This is a genomic window from Bradyrhizobium sp. 521_C7_N1_3 (assembly GCF_052075975.1).
Taxonomy (GTDB): Bacteria; Pseudomonadota; Alphaproteobacteria; order Rhizobiales; family Xanthobacteraceae; genus Bradyrhizobium; species Bradyrhizobium japonicum.
The window spans coordinates 5,716,930-5,729,281 of the sequence record NZ_CP197232.1 but is presented as its reverse complement, the minus strand read 5'-3'; the positions used below and the strand labels follow the sequence as shown (position 1 = coordinate 5,729,281).

Sequence of the window (12,352 nt, the reverse complement as noted above, 5' to 3'; positions counted from 1 at the left end):
GAACTTCAACCCCTCGATATCAACCCTTCGTCGCACCGGCGGTCAGGCCGGCGATATAGTAGTCCATCAGGAAGGCGTAGATGATCAGCGGCGGAGCTGCGCCGAGCAGCGCCCCGGTCATGATCTGCCCCCAGTTGAAGACATCGCCCTTGATCAGCGTGGTGGTGATGCCGACCGGCAGCACGAACTGGTCCACCGACGTCGTGAACACGAGGGGATAAAGGAACTGGGCCCATGAGACGGTGAAGGCGAAGATGGTCGCGGCGATCAGTCCCGGAAGCGCGACGGGAATGAAGATCCGCGTCAGGGTCTGGAGCCAGGAAGCGCCGTCGATGATGGCGGCCTCGTCGAGCTCCTTCGGGATCGAGGCGAAGTAGCCGATCATGATCCACGTGCAGAACGGCACGGTCAGGGTCGGGTAGATGAACAGCAGCACGTACCATCGGTTGAGCAGGGGGATCCCCGTCCACTCCTGAACGGTCGCGAACACCTTGAAGAGCGGGATGAACAGCAGGCTGTCCGGGACCAGGTAGGTCAGGAAGACCCCGGTCGCCAGCGTCGCCGAGCCCCAGAACTTCATCCGCGCCAGCGCGAATGCCGCAGGGATGCTGATCAACATGGTCACGATCACCACCACGATCGACACCATGGCCGAATTCCAGAAGAATCGAAGGAATTGGTTGGAGGTCAGCAACTCGACGTAGTTTGAGAGCGTTGGATGGAAAATCCACCAGGGATTGGTGGCCGCAGAGATTTCTGCGCTCGTCTTCAGCGAAGTGATCAGCATGTAGAGCGGCGGCGTCAGCGAGAAGATCGCAAACAGCACCAGGAAGAAATAGGACCAACGCAGCGCCCAGGTGCGGTCGCGGCTCATGCTGCCGTATTTGACCTTGCGCCGGGGGCCGGCCTTATCGATCGCGACTGTGCTCATCAGGCTTCATTCCCGCGTTTGGAGACGTCGCGGAGGATGAAGATGGCCGCGACGGCGAGGATTGGGACCATGAACAGCGAGACGCTGGCGCCGAGCGGAATATCGCTGCTCTCGATGCCGACCCGGAATGCGTAGGTTGCAAAGATCTGGGTCTGGTCGAGCGGGCCACCCGAGGTCAGGATGCGCACGATGTCGAAATTGGCGAAGGTGACGATCAGCGAGAACAGCGTCGTGATCGCGATGATGTTGCGCATCATCGGCAGCGTCACGTACCAGATGCGCTGCCACCAATTGGCGCCGTCGATCGCTGCCGCCTCGTAGAGCTGATCGGGCACCGATTTCAGCGCCGCCAGATACATGATCATGAAGAACGGTGCGCCATACCAGACATTGACGAGAATGACGGAGAAGCGCGCCCAGGCGGCGTCGCCAAGCCAGGGAATGGGACCGATGCCGAAGAAGGAAAGCGTGTAGTTGAATGCGCTGTAGGAGGGGTCGAACAGCCAGAGCCAGGCCAGCGTGCTCATCGCCGGCGGAATGACCCAGGGCACAAGCAGCATGCCGCGCCACTTGCGCTGGCCCTTGGCCGGAATGTTGTGAACGAAATGCGCGACGATGAAGCCGATCAGCGCTTTGAAGACGACGGCCGTAATCGCGAAGATGCAGGATTGCTTCACCACCATCCAGAACGTTTCGCGCTTGAACAGGAAGGTGAAATTGCCGAAGCCGACGAACTTCTGCATCGACTTGTTCAGCGTCGACAGGTGAGCCGAGTAAAGGGCAGGGTAGAGCACGAGCAACGCGATCAGCAGGATCAGCGGCAGCGTCAGGAAAAACGCCACGGTCGATTTTCGCCTCAACGCATTGTGCAGGCTCCCTCCCTTGCGTGCGCTCGTTGCTCGAGCGGCGCGACCGTGCTGAACGACGACATCGGCCATGACCAAACCTTCCCTGCAGAATGTCTGTTCGCGAAGCCGGCCGTTCGGTCGGCTTCATCGGATCATACATCGAACGGCGGATTGTGCTGGCGGCTCACGCCGGAGGCGTGAACCGCGGTTGCACATTCCGGTTCAGGTTCGCATGAAGCCTTCGCACTCGCCCTCGGCCCAGGCGAGCGTGGTGTCCATCTTCTCTCCCTGCGCAAAGCGGAGCGCCATCTTGGTCAGGATCGCCTGTGCGTAGATCTGCTGGGCGATCTTTGGCGGTGCAGGAGAGGCCGCAATCGACAACGTCTGATGATTGTGGGGGTTGGGATAGTGATAGAGCGTTCCTTTCGGCGGCTCTACCTCGGCCCACGTCTTCAACGTCGTCATGTTCGCATAGGCGGGCAGGTCGTAGCCGCCGCTGGCAGAGACGAACTTCTCGATCGACGACGCCTGCGACAAATGGGTGAGCAGGCTCTTGGCAGCTTCCTTGTTCTTGGAGAAGTTCCAGAGGCCCCAGTAGTACGGCAGATAGGGCGCAAAGCGGCCTTTCGGGCCGGCCGGGAAGCCGTGCGTCCAGCATTGCTCGGCGACCTGCGGTGCGTCGCGCTTGGCCACCGCCCAGGCGCTTGGCGGATTCATGATGAGGGCGCCCCGGCCAGAGATCAGCCATTTGTTGTTCGAGGCGTCATCCCAGGATGGTGCGTCAGGTGGCAGGAAAGCGATCAGCTTCTTGTAATATTCGAGCGCCTGACGGACCTGATCGGTCTTCACCGTGGGCTCGCCTTTGGCGTTGACGAGTTCGGCGCCGAACGACTGGAAGATCGCACCCGCCGTATCGACACTGTCGGTGGTTTCGCCGAGGCCGATGCCGAAGGCGAAGCCGCCTTTCTGACAAGCTTCGGCGGCCTTGAGGAATGTCTCCATGGTCCAGCTGTCCGCTTTCGGCGGTGCGCCTGCGGGGTACAGTTCCTGAACATCGATACCCGCGTACTTCTTCATCAGATCAATGCGGGTGCAGGGCCCCTTGATCTGGCTCCCGGGGGTGGCGGGGACGGCAAGCCATTTGCCGGCCGCCTGTCCGAGATATTTCACGGTGCCGTTCACTTCACCGTTCTGCTTGATCGCCGGCTCCACGACGTCATTGACCGGCTCGAGCTGTTCGGCGTAGGCGTGCGGCCACCAAGTGTACATCTGAAGAATATCGTGACCGGACTTCGCCTGCGCTTCGGCTGCAACGGTCAACTCGATCTTCTTGTTGTTGCTGGTGATGTAGTCGATGGAAACCTCGACCTTCTCCTTCGCGGCCCACTCGTTGACAAGGGCCCTGGAGGCGTCGTTGGCGCCAGGGACCCAGTGGTCCCAGAAGCCGATCGAGAGTTTGCCGGCGGCGTAGGCGCCGCGGACGTAGGGCGCCGTGATCAGCGCCGCGGAGGACATTGCAGTGGCAGCTACAAATTGACGTCGCGTCAGTTTCTTGCGTGACATCTCGTTTCCTCGCTTGATGTTTTATTGTTCTGGCGTTTCCTCTGGCATTTCGAGTTTTGTTTTTGATTTTTTGTTCGCGTTTCTTGGTGCTACGCCTCGCCGTGAAATCGCGCGAAGCGCAGCAAATTGGTAGCGCGATCAGATCATGATTGATCCCGTCTGTCGAGGAAGCCGAACGGCTCTCCGTCTAGAACTAACGTTGCGTCCGGGGACGCGGCAGCGCCGTCTCGCGAGGCGCACCGGAGGTAAACCTCGGAGGCGCATTTTGCGATGCACACTTCGGGGCAAGGAGCGCGGGACATCTCGTGCGCAATTGCGCCGCAGTTTCGAATGAGCCTTCATAACCGCTTCGCGCCAAACAGTTTTCGGGCGTGGACCGCAATTGGCTGCGGCTGGACCGCGAAGCGGCGAAAACGATAGAGTTGCAACCGGCGGGTGGCCCCCGCCCGGACAGGACAATCGGATCGACGATGGAGACCAGAATGATCAACCCGGCGCCGCCTGCGCGGCTTCACCTGAGGCGATGGTTCGCGCTGGGCTCCGTGCTCGCGGTGCTGCTCGGCGCCGCCGCGGTGGCGCAGGCGCAAGGCCTGGTCAAGGGCGTTCAGGATGGGGCCGCGGCCGGCAACAAGGCGGCCGGACCGGTGGGTGGCGTGCTGGGCGGTGCGATCGGCGGCGTGGTCGGTGTCTTTACCGGCGTGCTCGGCGTCAGTAACAACAACCAGCCGGCTCCGGCTGCCAAGGACGCGAGCAAGGATTCCAAGCAGCCGGGAGCCGCCAAGGACAAGGATGCCAAGAGCGCCAAGGAGACCGCCAAGGCGGGCAAGGGCGCCAAGGCGAGCAAGGAAGCCAAGAACGCGCCGCAAGACAACAAGGACAACAAGGACAATAAGGACGTCACCGTCCTCACCCAGCCCGGCGCGCCGCAACAGACCGCCGAGCAGATCGTCGCCAACAGCGATTCCTATATCGAGCGGATCAAGACCGAGTTAAACCTGACGCCCGATCAGGAAAAGCACTGGTTCGGCTTCTCGAGCGCCATGCACTATCTGGGGCATAATGGCGCGGAGCGGCTCAACCTGCGGATCGCCCGCGCCAAGCGGGATCCGCCTGACGACATCATCGAGCAGATGCGCAACGAGTCGCAATTCCTGATCGACCGCGCAGCCGACCAGCGCAACGTCGCCGATGCCGCCGAGCCGCTTTATTCGAGCCTCGACGACAAGCAGAAGGAGGTCTTCATCCAGGAGATGGTGCGCCTCAGCCACGAGCGCGGGCTGGATTAATCAAGTTGAATCCGATTGCGGGCGTCTGAATTAACGGCGCCCGCCACGAATTCGTGAATCCTCTCCGCATTTCGGGTATGGTTAGCTTCGTAAGCTGACTGCGGGGTTGATATGGCGGACGGACTCTCCGTTTTCCTGGTCGAAGACGAGGCGTTGATCCGAATGATGATCGCCGACATGGTGGAGGAACTCGGCCACCATGTCGTCGCGGAAGCGGACAATGTCCGGGACGCGAGCGCCTTCGCGATGACCGCGCAATACGATTTCGCCATCCTCGACATCAATCTGAAGGGCCTCTACGTCGATCCCGTCGCCGACCTGATCGAGCGCCGCGGCAAGCCGTTTCTGTTCGCCACCGGCTACGGGCCGGAGTTGCTGCCGTCCTTGCTCCGGCGGCGGCCGATCCTGCGCAAGCCGATTTCCCTCGACCAGCTCAAGGTGATGATCGATTCGCTGTTTCCAGACGCGGTCGCCAAAACTCCTCACTGAGAAGGCGCCGTACCGAGATCGCCAACGAAAATGGCCGCCCGTGCGGAGCGGCCATTTGGCTAAAGAATGTGTCGTGGTCTCAGATCAGACCGGCGCTGAGGTCGATGCCGCGCGCCATCACGCCGAACGAGGCGACCAGGCCCATGCAGCAGAACAGCAAGATGATCTTGAACGAAGAATCGGCAAAACGGGTTTCGACGGCGACCGGGATCGCGGCAAGCGAAATCATGCTCATGTTCATTCCCCCCTTTGTTGACCCTGAATTGCATCAGGTAGGGGAAGCTCTTAGAGCAAAAAGTTTGACGCGAGCTTGCGAGGGATCGTTAACGGAATCGCCATCGCTCGCGTGGTTGCGCGAGCGGCAAGCGGTCCCGCAAGTCTCAGTTGCGGCCGTTCTTCAGCACGGTGGCGATGGTATGGGCCGTCATGGCGGCGCGATCTGAGGCGCGTTGCGCGGCCAGCCGGTCGCGCGCCTTTTCCTCGATCAGGAGCTCGATCAGGGCCAGCCGCTTGTCATCGTCGTCCGCCTCGGTCAGCAGACGGTGATAGCGGTCATAGTCGAAACTCAAGTCCTGCCTACGCATGTCACGCCCCCGCAACTACGCCACACACTCAGGGAATTGTTTCCCATCGGACATAGTCGGGCAAGCACGATCCTGCGTGGAACCGCGCCTTGGCTGCAATCAGCTGTGTATAGTTAACGGACTGGGCGGCGTCGAAGCCGATCGCGGCTCATCAATCCGGATTGTGGTCGGCGAACATCTTCAGCCCGACGAAGCTCGCGTCAGGTTTCGTCACCAGCCTGGTCGGGATATTGCGCAAATAGTCCTGGAAGCGTCCCTTGGCTTCGAAGCGCGCACGGAAAGCGGAGGCCGCGAGGAACTCGGGGAAGCGCGGCACGATCCCGCCGGCGATATAGACGCCGCCGCGGGCGCCGAAGGTCACCGCGAGGTTGCCCGCGACCGAGCCGAGGATGGCGCAAAACATCTCCAGCGTCGCGCGGCTGAGCTCGCAACTGCCCTCCAGGGCGGCCTTGGTGATGGCGGCGGCGTCGCGGTGCGGCACCTGGGCGCCGTCGACCTCCGCCAGCGCCTCGTAGAGGCTTTGCAGACCGGAGCCCGAAAGCGCGCCGCGCTCGATGGAGACATGGCCGAAACGTCGGCGCAAGCACGCGATCACGCGTTCCTCGCGCTCGTTTTCCGCCGGCAAAGTGGCGTGGCCTGCCTCGGTGACGACCGCTAGCCGGGCGCCGTGGCGTTCGACCAGACAGGAGACGCCAAAGCCGGTTCCAGGCCCAACCACCAGCAGCGGTTCTCCGGGGAGGCCGTCCTGGCCCCCGAGCGGGATCAAATCGGCAGGCTTCAGGGCGGGCAGGGACCAGGCCACGACCTCGAAATCATTGAGCACATGCACGCTCTCGAAGCCGAGGGCAGGCTGGAGCTCGTTGCCGTCGATGACCCACGGACTGTTGGTCATGACGCAGCGGTTATTGGTCACGGGACCCGCGACGGCCAGCACGGCTCGTTTGGGCTGCTTGCCGCCGGACCGGCGCGCAAGGACGTCGGCGATGGCTTCCCGGACGGTCGGGAAGTCAGCAACCTTCACATAGTCGATGGGCCCGGCCTGGTCGCCGCTGTCCGCTGCGCTTTCGCTCAGCGCAAAGCGCGCATTGGTGCCGCCGATATCGGCGAGAAGAATTTGTCCTGTCTTGCCGATACTCATGACTTTGTGGCTGCCGCGCCGTGCAGGCTCGCGGGAACCGTTCCCTCCGCTCCATCCGATCCGCAATTTGCGAACGTCTCTAGAATCCGTCCTCGGGTGAGCCTAGTCAACTCGGACAACGCCAAACCGTTGCATCCCAGGTGCGACGGGCGCGATATCGCCGCATGTGTCGGTGGTTGCGAAGCCGCGCGGGAAGATCGACATTGGACGGAGCGTTCGGCGCCCGTCGCGCCGGACGGCTGGAACGGGACCTTGCGATGCAGATTTCCGACCGCGATGTGCTGCTGGTGATCGACGTGCAGAACGACTTTTGCAGCGGCGGAGCGCTCGCCGTTCCCGGCGGCGAGAAGGTTGTCCCGGCGATCAACCAAATTGCCGCAAAATTCACCAATGTGGTGCTGACCCAGGACTGGCATCCAGGCGACCACGTCTCGTTCGCACCGAACCATGCCGGCAAGGAGCCGTTCCAGACCATTGAGCTCGACTACGGCACCCAGGTGCTGTGGCCGTCGCACTGCGTGCAAGGCACGGCGGGCGCCGAATTCCATGGGGAGCTCGAAATTACCAGGGCAAACCTCGTCGTGCGCAAAGGATTTCGTCGCGGGATCGATTCCTATTCGGCGCTGTTCGAGAACGACCACCGGACGCCGACGGGCCTGCTCGGCTATTTGCGCGAGCGCGAGCTGAAGACCGTCTTCGTTGCCGGTCTGGCGCTGGATTTCTGTGTTCGCTTCTCGGCGGAAGATGCTCGCAAGGCGGGGTTCGAGGTCGCCGTCATCGAGGACGCATGCCGCGGCATCGATCTCGACGGCTCTGTGGCCGCGACCCATCGGAGTTTTCGCGAGCGCGGTATTTCGATCGTCAGCCTGGAGGCCTTGCTGTGAGGACCCTGAGATAGTCATGGTGGAGAAGAGCGGCAAACCGCTGGGCGGATCGGATCGTCCTCCGGATGATCCAGTGCTATGGCCGTTTGCGGCGGCGCGGCTCGCGATGGACGCCTGCTTCTGGTGGCTGGAGCGCGGTCCGGCGGAACAGGACGAGACCAATCTGCCATGGACGACACCGAGCAAGGTCTCCTTGGAGCTTGCGACCATGCGCCTGCGCGATTGCACGCGGACGCAATCCGGCCAGCCGGCACTGGTCTGCGCGCCCTACGCGCTGCATCGGGCCCTGATCGCCGACTTCGCACCGGGCCACAGCGTGGTGCAGTCCCTGCAGAATGGCGGCATCGATCGGGTCTACCTCACAGACTGGCGCTCGGCCTCGCCGGACATGCGCTATCTCTCGATCGACAGCTATCTCGGCGATCTCAACGTCGCCGTCGACGAAATCGGCGCGCCGGTCGATCTCGTCGGCCTGTGCCAGGGCGGCTGGCTGTCGCTGCTTTATGCGGCGCGCTTTCCCGCCAAGGTGCGGCGGCTGGTGCTGGTGGGGGCGCCCGTCGATCTCTCGATCGATTCCGCGCTGTCCAGGCTCGCTCGCAATGCGCCTGAGGCGCTCTACGACCAGCTCGTGGCGCGCGGCGGCGGCAATGTCAGCGGCGACGAGATGCTGCGCTTCTGGACGAAGGCGCCGAGCCGCGACGACATTGCGGCGGCGTTGCAGAGGGATCTCTCGGACGAGGAGGGCGCGGCACTGCTCGCGCGTTTCGATCGCTGGAATACCGAGACGCTCAACCTGCCCGGCACCTATTATCTGGAGATCGTCAACCTGATCTTCCGGGAGAATCGGATTGCCGGTGGCAGCTTCACGGCGCTCGGCCGCGAGGTTGATCTGAGGGACCTCAAGGCGCCGGTCTTCCTGCTGGCCGGGCTCGATGACGACGTCGTGCCGGCCAGACAGGCGCTTGCGACCGCCGGTCTGGTCGGCACCCCGCCGGCCTTCATTGCCGCGGCCTCCGAGCCCAGCAATCATCTCGGCCTGTTCATGGGGGCGCGCACCCACGCCCATGCCTGGCCCCGGATCGCCGAGTGGCTGCGCGACGACCGCTCCGGAGTGCTGGCCCGCAGCGCCTGATCTTGTCAGGTGCTTTGGCCCGGCCGGGCCGGCGAACACGCAAATCCGTTATGCATGACGGCGGATGGCCTGCACGGGGCCCGGTCGATGGGCTACATATCATGGGGAACTGGCGGCTGCGGCCGCGACAAGATTAAGGGTACCGCGCTCGATGAGCTTCCACTCGATCTACGCCCACGGATTTGCGCGCGTGGCGGCCTGCGTCACCACCTCCCATGTGGCCGATCCTGCGGCCAATGCGAAGGCGATCCTGGCTGCGGCAGGCGCTTGCCATGAACAGTCGGTGGCGGTCGCCGTGTTTCCGGAGCTGTGCCTGTCCGGCTACGCGATCGAGGATCTCGTCAAGCAGGACCCGCTGCTCGATGCGGTCGAGCGCGGGCTCGCCTCAATCGTCGACGCGTCCTCGGCGCTGATGACCGGCCTGATCGTCGGCGCGCCGCTGCGCTTTGGTCATCGCATCTACAATTGCGCCGTCGTCATTCATCGCGGCAACGTCCTTGGTGTCGTGCCCAAGTCTTATCTGCCGACCTATCGCGAATTCTACGAGGGACGGCATTTCGCCTCCGGCGCCGGCATCGCCGGAGAGACGATCGCGTTTGGCGGGCTGCACGCACCGTTCGGCGTTGACCTCCTGTTCGCGGCCGAGGATGTTCCAGGCCTGATCATCGGCGTCGAGATCTGCGAGGACATGTGGATTCCGGTGACGCCGGCTTCCGAACTCGCGCTTGCCGGCGCCAGCGTGCTGATCAATCTATCCGGCAGCCCGATCACGATCGGGCGGGCGCGCTCGCGCGCGCTGCTGTGCCAATCGACGTCGGCGCGTTGTCTTGCGGCCTACGTCTATTCCGCCGCCGGGGCAGGGGAATCGACCACGGATCTGGCCTGGGACGGCCAAACCTCGATCTATGAGAACGGCGTGCTGCTGGCCGAGGGCGAGCGGTTCCGCCAGGACGGCCAGATCACGCTGGCCGACGTCGATCTCGATCTGCTCAGGCAGGAACGCGCACTTATGGGCACGTTCGACGATAATCGCCGGCAACACGAAGCCTTTTTCCGGAGGATCACATTCGCCCTGAAGCCGCCGGCCACCGACATCGGCTTCCTGCGCAAGATCGAGCGCTTCCCGTTCGTGCCGAGCGACGAAGCCCTGCTCGAGCAGGATTGCTACGAGGCCTACAACATCCAGGTCGCCGGCCTCGTGCAGCGCATGCGCGCGACCGGAACCAAGCGCGTGGTGATCGGCGTCTCGGGCGGGCTCGATTCCACCCACGCCCTGATCGTCGCCGCCAAGGCGGTCGACCTGCTCGGCCTGCCGCGCAGCAACATCCTGGCCTACACGATGCCGGGCTTTGCCACCGGCAGCGAGAGCAAGACCAACGCACTGGCGTTGATGAAGGCGTTGCAAACGGAGTGGCAGGAGCTCGACATCCGTCCCACGGCGACGCAAATGCTGAAGGACATCGGTCATCCCTTCGGCAAGGGCGAGAAGGTCTACGACATCACGTTCGAGAACGTGCAGGCGGGCCTGCGCACGGACTATTTGTTCCGGCTCGCCAACCATCATGGTGGCATCGTCATCGGAACCGGCGATCTCTCGGAGCTCGCGCTCGGCTGGTGCACCTACGGCGTCGGCGACCAGATGGCGCACTATAATGTCAACGCCGGGGTGCCGAAGACGCTGATCCAGCATCTGATCCGCTGGGTGATCGCCTCAAAGCAGTTCAGCGACGACGTCAACCGGACGCTGGCGTCGATCCTGTCGGCCGAAATCTCGCCCGAGCTGGTTCCGGTCAAGCCCGGCGAGAAGCCGCAGAGCACGGAAGCCTCCGTCGGGCCCTACGAGCTGCAGGATTTCAACCTGTTCTATACGCTGCGGTTCGGCATGCGGCCGTCCAAGATCGCGTTCATGGCGCAGCACGCCTGGAATGATGTCGCCAAGGGCGAATGGCCGCCGGCGTTCCCGACCGATAAGCGCAGGGCCTATGATCTGCCGGAGATCCGGCGCTGGCTGGAAGTGTTCCTGCGCCGCTTCTTCGCCTTCAGCCAGTTCAAGCGCTCGGCGATGCCGAACGGGCCGAAGGTTTCGGCCGGCGGCTCGTTGTCGCCGCGCGGCGACTGGCGCGCGCCGTCGGATTCAAGCGCGGCGGCATGGCTCGAGGATCTCGAGCGGAACGTTCCGAAGTAATTGAGCAAGACCGCTGATCGGGTAGGGTAGCTCCAGAACGATTTCGCGCCGCGCGGCTCATAAAGCCGGCGGCGCGAAATTGCGTTCAATCTAAAAAGTTCCGAGGTCCGGAGTGCCTAGGAGTCCGGACCTCGTCACCTTGCCCCAGCCTTTGATCCCCCCGCCCCATGCGGTCCCCCAACCCCATGTAGCGCGATCAGAGGGTGATGCCCCTGGAAGGCCGCCGATCGATGCGCGCGATGTACGCGAAGTACGGTTAGGATTCCATTCCGTGTCACTACGGACACGAACGCGCTTGATGCTGCACGCTGGTGCATTCGTCCGCATCTGCTGCGATCACTGCTGCCTGAATTCGATGCAGGCGGTCGGCGGGGATGTCCACATCAGCGCATCGCCGCGGCACCCGCATTTCACGGGCCTGTCACTTAACTGGTCTAGCGCTGCTCCCGTCATCGCTGACAGTCAAGGAGCAAGCCATGTCGAAGCCGGTGTTGGGCGCCGCACTATCCATCAAATCGATCCACGCCCACCGCGATTGGCTTCTGGAACGGCAGCGCGATCTCGAAATCCAGGATTTTTTCCGCGCGGATTTGCTCGACGGCGATTGGCGGAGTGCGGCCAGCGAGATCAAGCAGATGCTCTCGGGCCACACCGGCCGGCTCGGCATTCACGGCCCGTTCTGGGGCTTCAAGATCGACAGCCATGATCCCTTGATCCGCAAGGCGGTGACGAAGCGCCTGCTTCAGGGTCTCGATGCCGCTGAATTCCTCGGCGCGACGCAGATGGTGATCCATTCGCCGTTCACGACCTGGGACCACAACAATCTCGACCTCTATCCTGATAACCGCGGCAATCTCGTCGAACGCGTCAAGACGACGCTTGCCGAGGTGATCGCGCGCGCCGAGACGATCGGCTGCGAGGTCGTCATCGAGAACATCGAGGACAAGGATCCGCGCGACCGCGTGCGCCTCGCCAAGGCGCTCGAAAGCAGCAAGGTCCGCGTCTCCCTCGACACCGGCCACGCCAACTACGCCCACATCTCCACCGGCGCGCCCCCGGTCGATTACTACGTCGAAACCGCCGGCGACATGCTGACGCATGTGCACCTCCAGGACACCGACGGCTTTGCCGACCGGCACTGGGCGCCGGGCGAAGGCAACATCCCGTGGGTGGCCGTGTTCCGCGCGCTGGGCCGGCTGACGTCCAACCCCCGGCTGATCCTCGAACTCCGCAATCACGACGACGTTCGCGCCGGCGCAGCCCATCTTGCCGCGCTCGGTCTCGCTGAATAACCGGCATCACAAAGGTCAGG

The 12,352-nt window shown here is 63.3% G+C and carries 12 protein-coding genes; 6 read left to right on the top strand and 6 right to left on the bottom strand.

Going from position 1 to position 12,352, the window contains the following annotated elements; genetic code table 11:
- Window positions 1-19 precede the first annotated feature (19 nt).
- The 3 genes from AB7008_RS26610 to AB7008_RS26600 form a co-directional block, all read right to left on the bottom strand.
- Entirely contained in the window at window positions 20-931 is a 912-nt protein-coding gene (locus AB7008_RS26610; protein WP_028158774.1) for a carbohydrate ABC transporter permease, read from the bottom strand.
- Window positions 931-1,869 carry a carbohydrate ABC transporter permease gene (locus AB7008_RS26605; protein WP_304489847.1) on the bottom strand — a complete coding sequence of 313 codons (939 nt, stop codon included), beginning with the start codon at window positions 1,867-1,869 and terminating at the stop codon, window positions 931-933. Before AB7008_RS26605 ends, AB7008_RS26610 begins: the two co-directional genes overlap by 1 nt.
- Before the next feature lie 132 nt (window positions 1,870-2,001).
- The gene (locus AB7008_RS26600) at window positions 2,002-3,342 is read right to left on the bottom strand and encodes an ABC transporter substrate-binding protein (protein WP_028147846.1); all 1,341 of its coding nucleotides are present in this window, start codon (window positions 3,340-3,342) and stop codon (window positions 2,002-2,004) included.
- A 482-nt stretch (window positions 3,343-3,824) separates the two neighbouring features.
- Between AB7008_RS26600 and AB7008_RS26595 the strand changes: the two genes are divergently transcribed.
- Together AB7008_RS26595 and AB7008_RS26590 are read left to right on the top strand one after the other, a co-directional pair.
- Window positions 3,825-4,628 carry a Spy/CpxP family protein refolding chaperone gene (locus AB7008_RS26595; protein WP_304489846.1) on the top strand — a complete coding sequence of 268 codons (804 nt, stop codon included), beginning with the start codon at window positions 3,825-3,827 and terminating at the stop codon, window positions 4,626-4,628.
- A 111-nt stretch (window positions 4,629-4,739) separates the two neighbouring features.
- Window positions 4,740-5,117: a response regulator gene (locus AB7008_RS26590; protein ID WP_014495213.1), complete on the top strand. Its 378-nt coding sequence runs from the start codon at window positions 4,740-4,742 to the stop codon at window positions 5,115-5,117.
- Window positions 5,118-5,196: 79 nt separating this feature from the next.
- On the opposite strand, the gene AB7008_RS26585 is transcribed toward AB7008_RS26590, so the two are convergent.
- From AB7008_RS26585 to glk, 3 genes are all read right to left on the bottom strand, one after another.
- A complete protein-coding gene (locus AB7008_RS26585) occupies window positions 5,197-5,352 on the bottom strand; it encodes a hypothetical protein (protein WP_166096600.1) in 156 nt (51 codons plus the stop codon).
- A gap of 145 nt (window positions 5,353-5,497) precedes the next feature.
- Window positions 5,498-5,701, bottom strand: coding sequence for a hypothetical protein (locus AB7008_RS26580; RefSeq protein ID WP_028158778.1), 204 nt, complete (start codon window positions 5,699-5,701; stop codon window positions 5,498-5,500).
- A gap of 151 nt (window positions 5,702-5,852) precedes the next feature.
- Window positions 5,853-6,839 (bottom strand): glucokinase, encoded by a 987-nt coding sequence (gene glk / locus AB7008_RS26575; protein WP_028158779.1) that lies wholly within the window; start codon window positions 6,837-6,839, stop codon window positions 5,853-5,855.
- A gap of 257 nt (window positions 6,840-7,096) precedes the next feature.
- On the opposite strand from glk, the gene pncA reads away from it, so the two are divergent.
- From pncA to AB7008_RS26555, 4 genes are all read left to right on the top strand, one after another.
- Window positions 7,097-7,723 carry a bifunctional nicotinamidase/pyrazinamidase gene (gene pncA, locus AB7008_RS26570; protein WP_441259790.1) on the top strand — a complete coding sequence of 209 codons (627 nt, stop codon included), beginning with the start codon at window positions 7,097-7,099 and terminating at the stop codon, window positions 7,721-7,723.
- A gap of 16 nt (window positions 7,724-7,739) precedes the next feature.
- A complete protein-coding gene (locus AB7008_RS26565) occupies window positions 7,740-8,855 on the top strand; it encodes an alpha/beta fold hydrolase (RefSeq protein ID WP_441259789.1) in 1,116 nt (371 codons plus the stop codon).
- A 151-nt stretch (window positions 8,856-9,006) separates the two neighbouring features.
- Window positions 9,007-11,040 (top strand): NAD(+) synthase, encoded by a 2,034-nt coding sequence (locus tag AB7008_RS26560; protein WP_441259788.1) that lies wholly within the window; start codon window positions 9,007-9,009, stop codon window positions 11,038-11,040.
- A gap of 476 nt (window positions 11,041-11,516) precedes the next feature.
- Window positions 11,517-12,332: a sugar phosphate isomerase/epimerase family protein gene (locus AB7008_RS26555; protein ID WP_304489843.1), complete on the top strand. Its 816-nt coding sequence runs from the start codon at window positions 11,517-11,519 to the stop codon at window positions 12,330-12,332.
- Window positions 12,333-12,352: the final 20 nt, after the last annotated feature.

What these genes read in the sequence shown, in the direction of transcription:
- AB7008_RS26555 (WP_304489843.1), top strand. Translation starts at nt 11,517, where the DNA reads ATGTCGAAGCCGGTGTTGGGCGCCGCACTATCCATCAAATCGATCCAC.
- AB7008_RS26605 (WP_304489847.1), bottom strand. Translation starts at nt 1,869, where the DNA reads ATGGCCGATGTCGTCGTTCAGCACGGTCGCGCCGCTCGAGCAACGAGC.
- AB7008_RS26565 (WP_441259789.1), top strand. Translation starts at nt 7,740, where the DNA reads ATGGTGGAGAAGAGCGGCAAACCGCTGGGCGGATCGGATCGTCCTCCG.
- AB7008_RS26585 (WP_166096600.1), bottom strand. Translation starts at nt 5,352, where the DNA reads ATGAGCATGATTTCGCTTGCCGCGATCCCGGTCGCCGTCGAAACCCGT.
- AB7008_RS26610 (WP_028158774.1), bottom strand. Translation starts at nt 931, where the DNA reads ATGAGCACAGTCGCGATCGATAAGGCCGGCCCCCGGCGCAAGGTCAAA.
- glk (WP_028158779.1), bottom strand. Translation starts at nt 6,839, where the DNA reads ATGAGTATCGGCAAGACAGGACAAATTCTTCTCGCCGATATCGGCGGC.
- AB7008_RS26590 (WP_014495213.1), top strand. Translation starts at nt 4,740, where the DNA reads ATGGCGGACGGACTCTCCGTTTTCCTGGTCGAAGACGAGGCGTTGATC.
- AB7008_RS26595 (WP_304489846.1), top strand. Translation starts at nt 3,825, where the DNA reads ATGATCAACCCGGCGCCGCCTGCGCGGCTTCACCTGAGGCGATGGTTC.
- AB7008_RS26600 (WP_028147846.1), bottom strand. Translation starts at nt 3,342, where the DNA reads ATGTCACGCAAGAAACTGACGCGACGTCAATTTGTAGCTGCCACTGCA.
- AB7008_RS26560 (WP_441259788.1), top strand. Translation starts at nt 9,007, where the DNA reads ATGAGCTTCCACTCGATCTACGCCCACGGATTTGCGCGCGTGGCGGCC.
- pncA (WP_441259790.1), top strand. Translation starts at nt 7,097, where the DNA reads ATGCAGATTTCCGACCGCGATGTGCTGCTGGTGATCGACGTGCAGAAC.
- AB7008_RS26580 (WP_028158778.1), bottom strand. Translation starts at nt 5,701, where the DNA reads ATGCGTAGGCAGGACTTGAGTTTCGACTATGACCGCTATCACCGTCTG.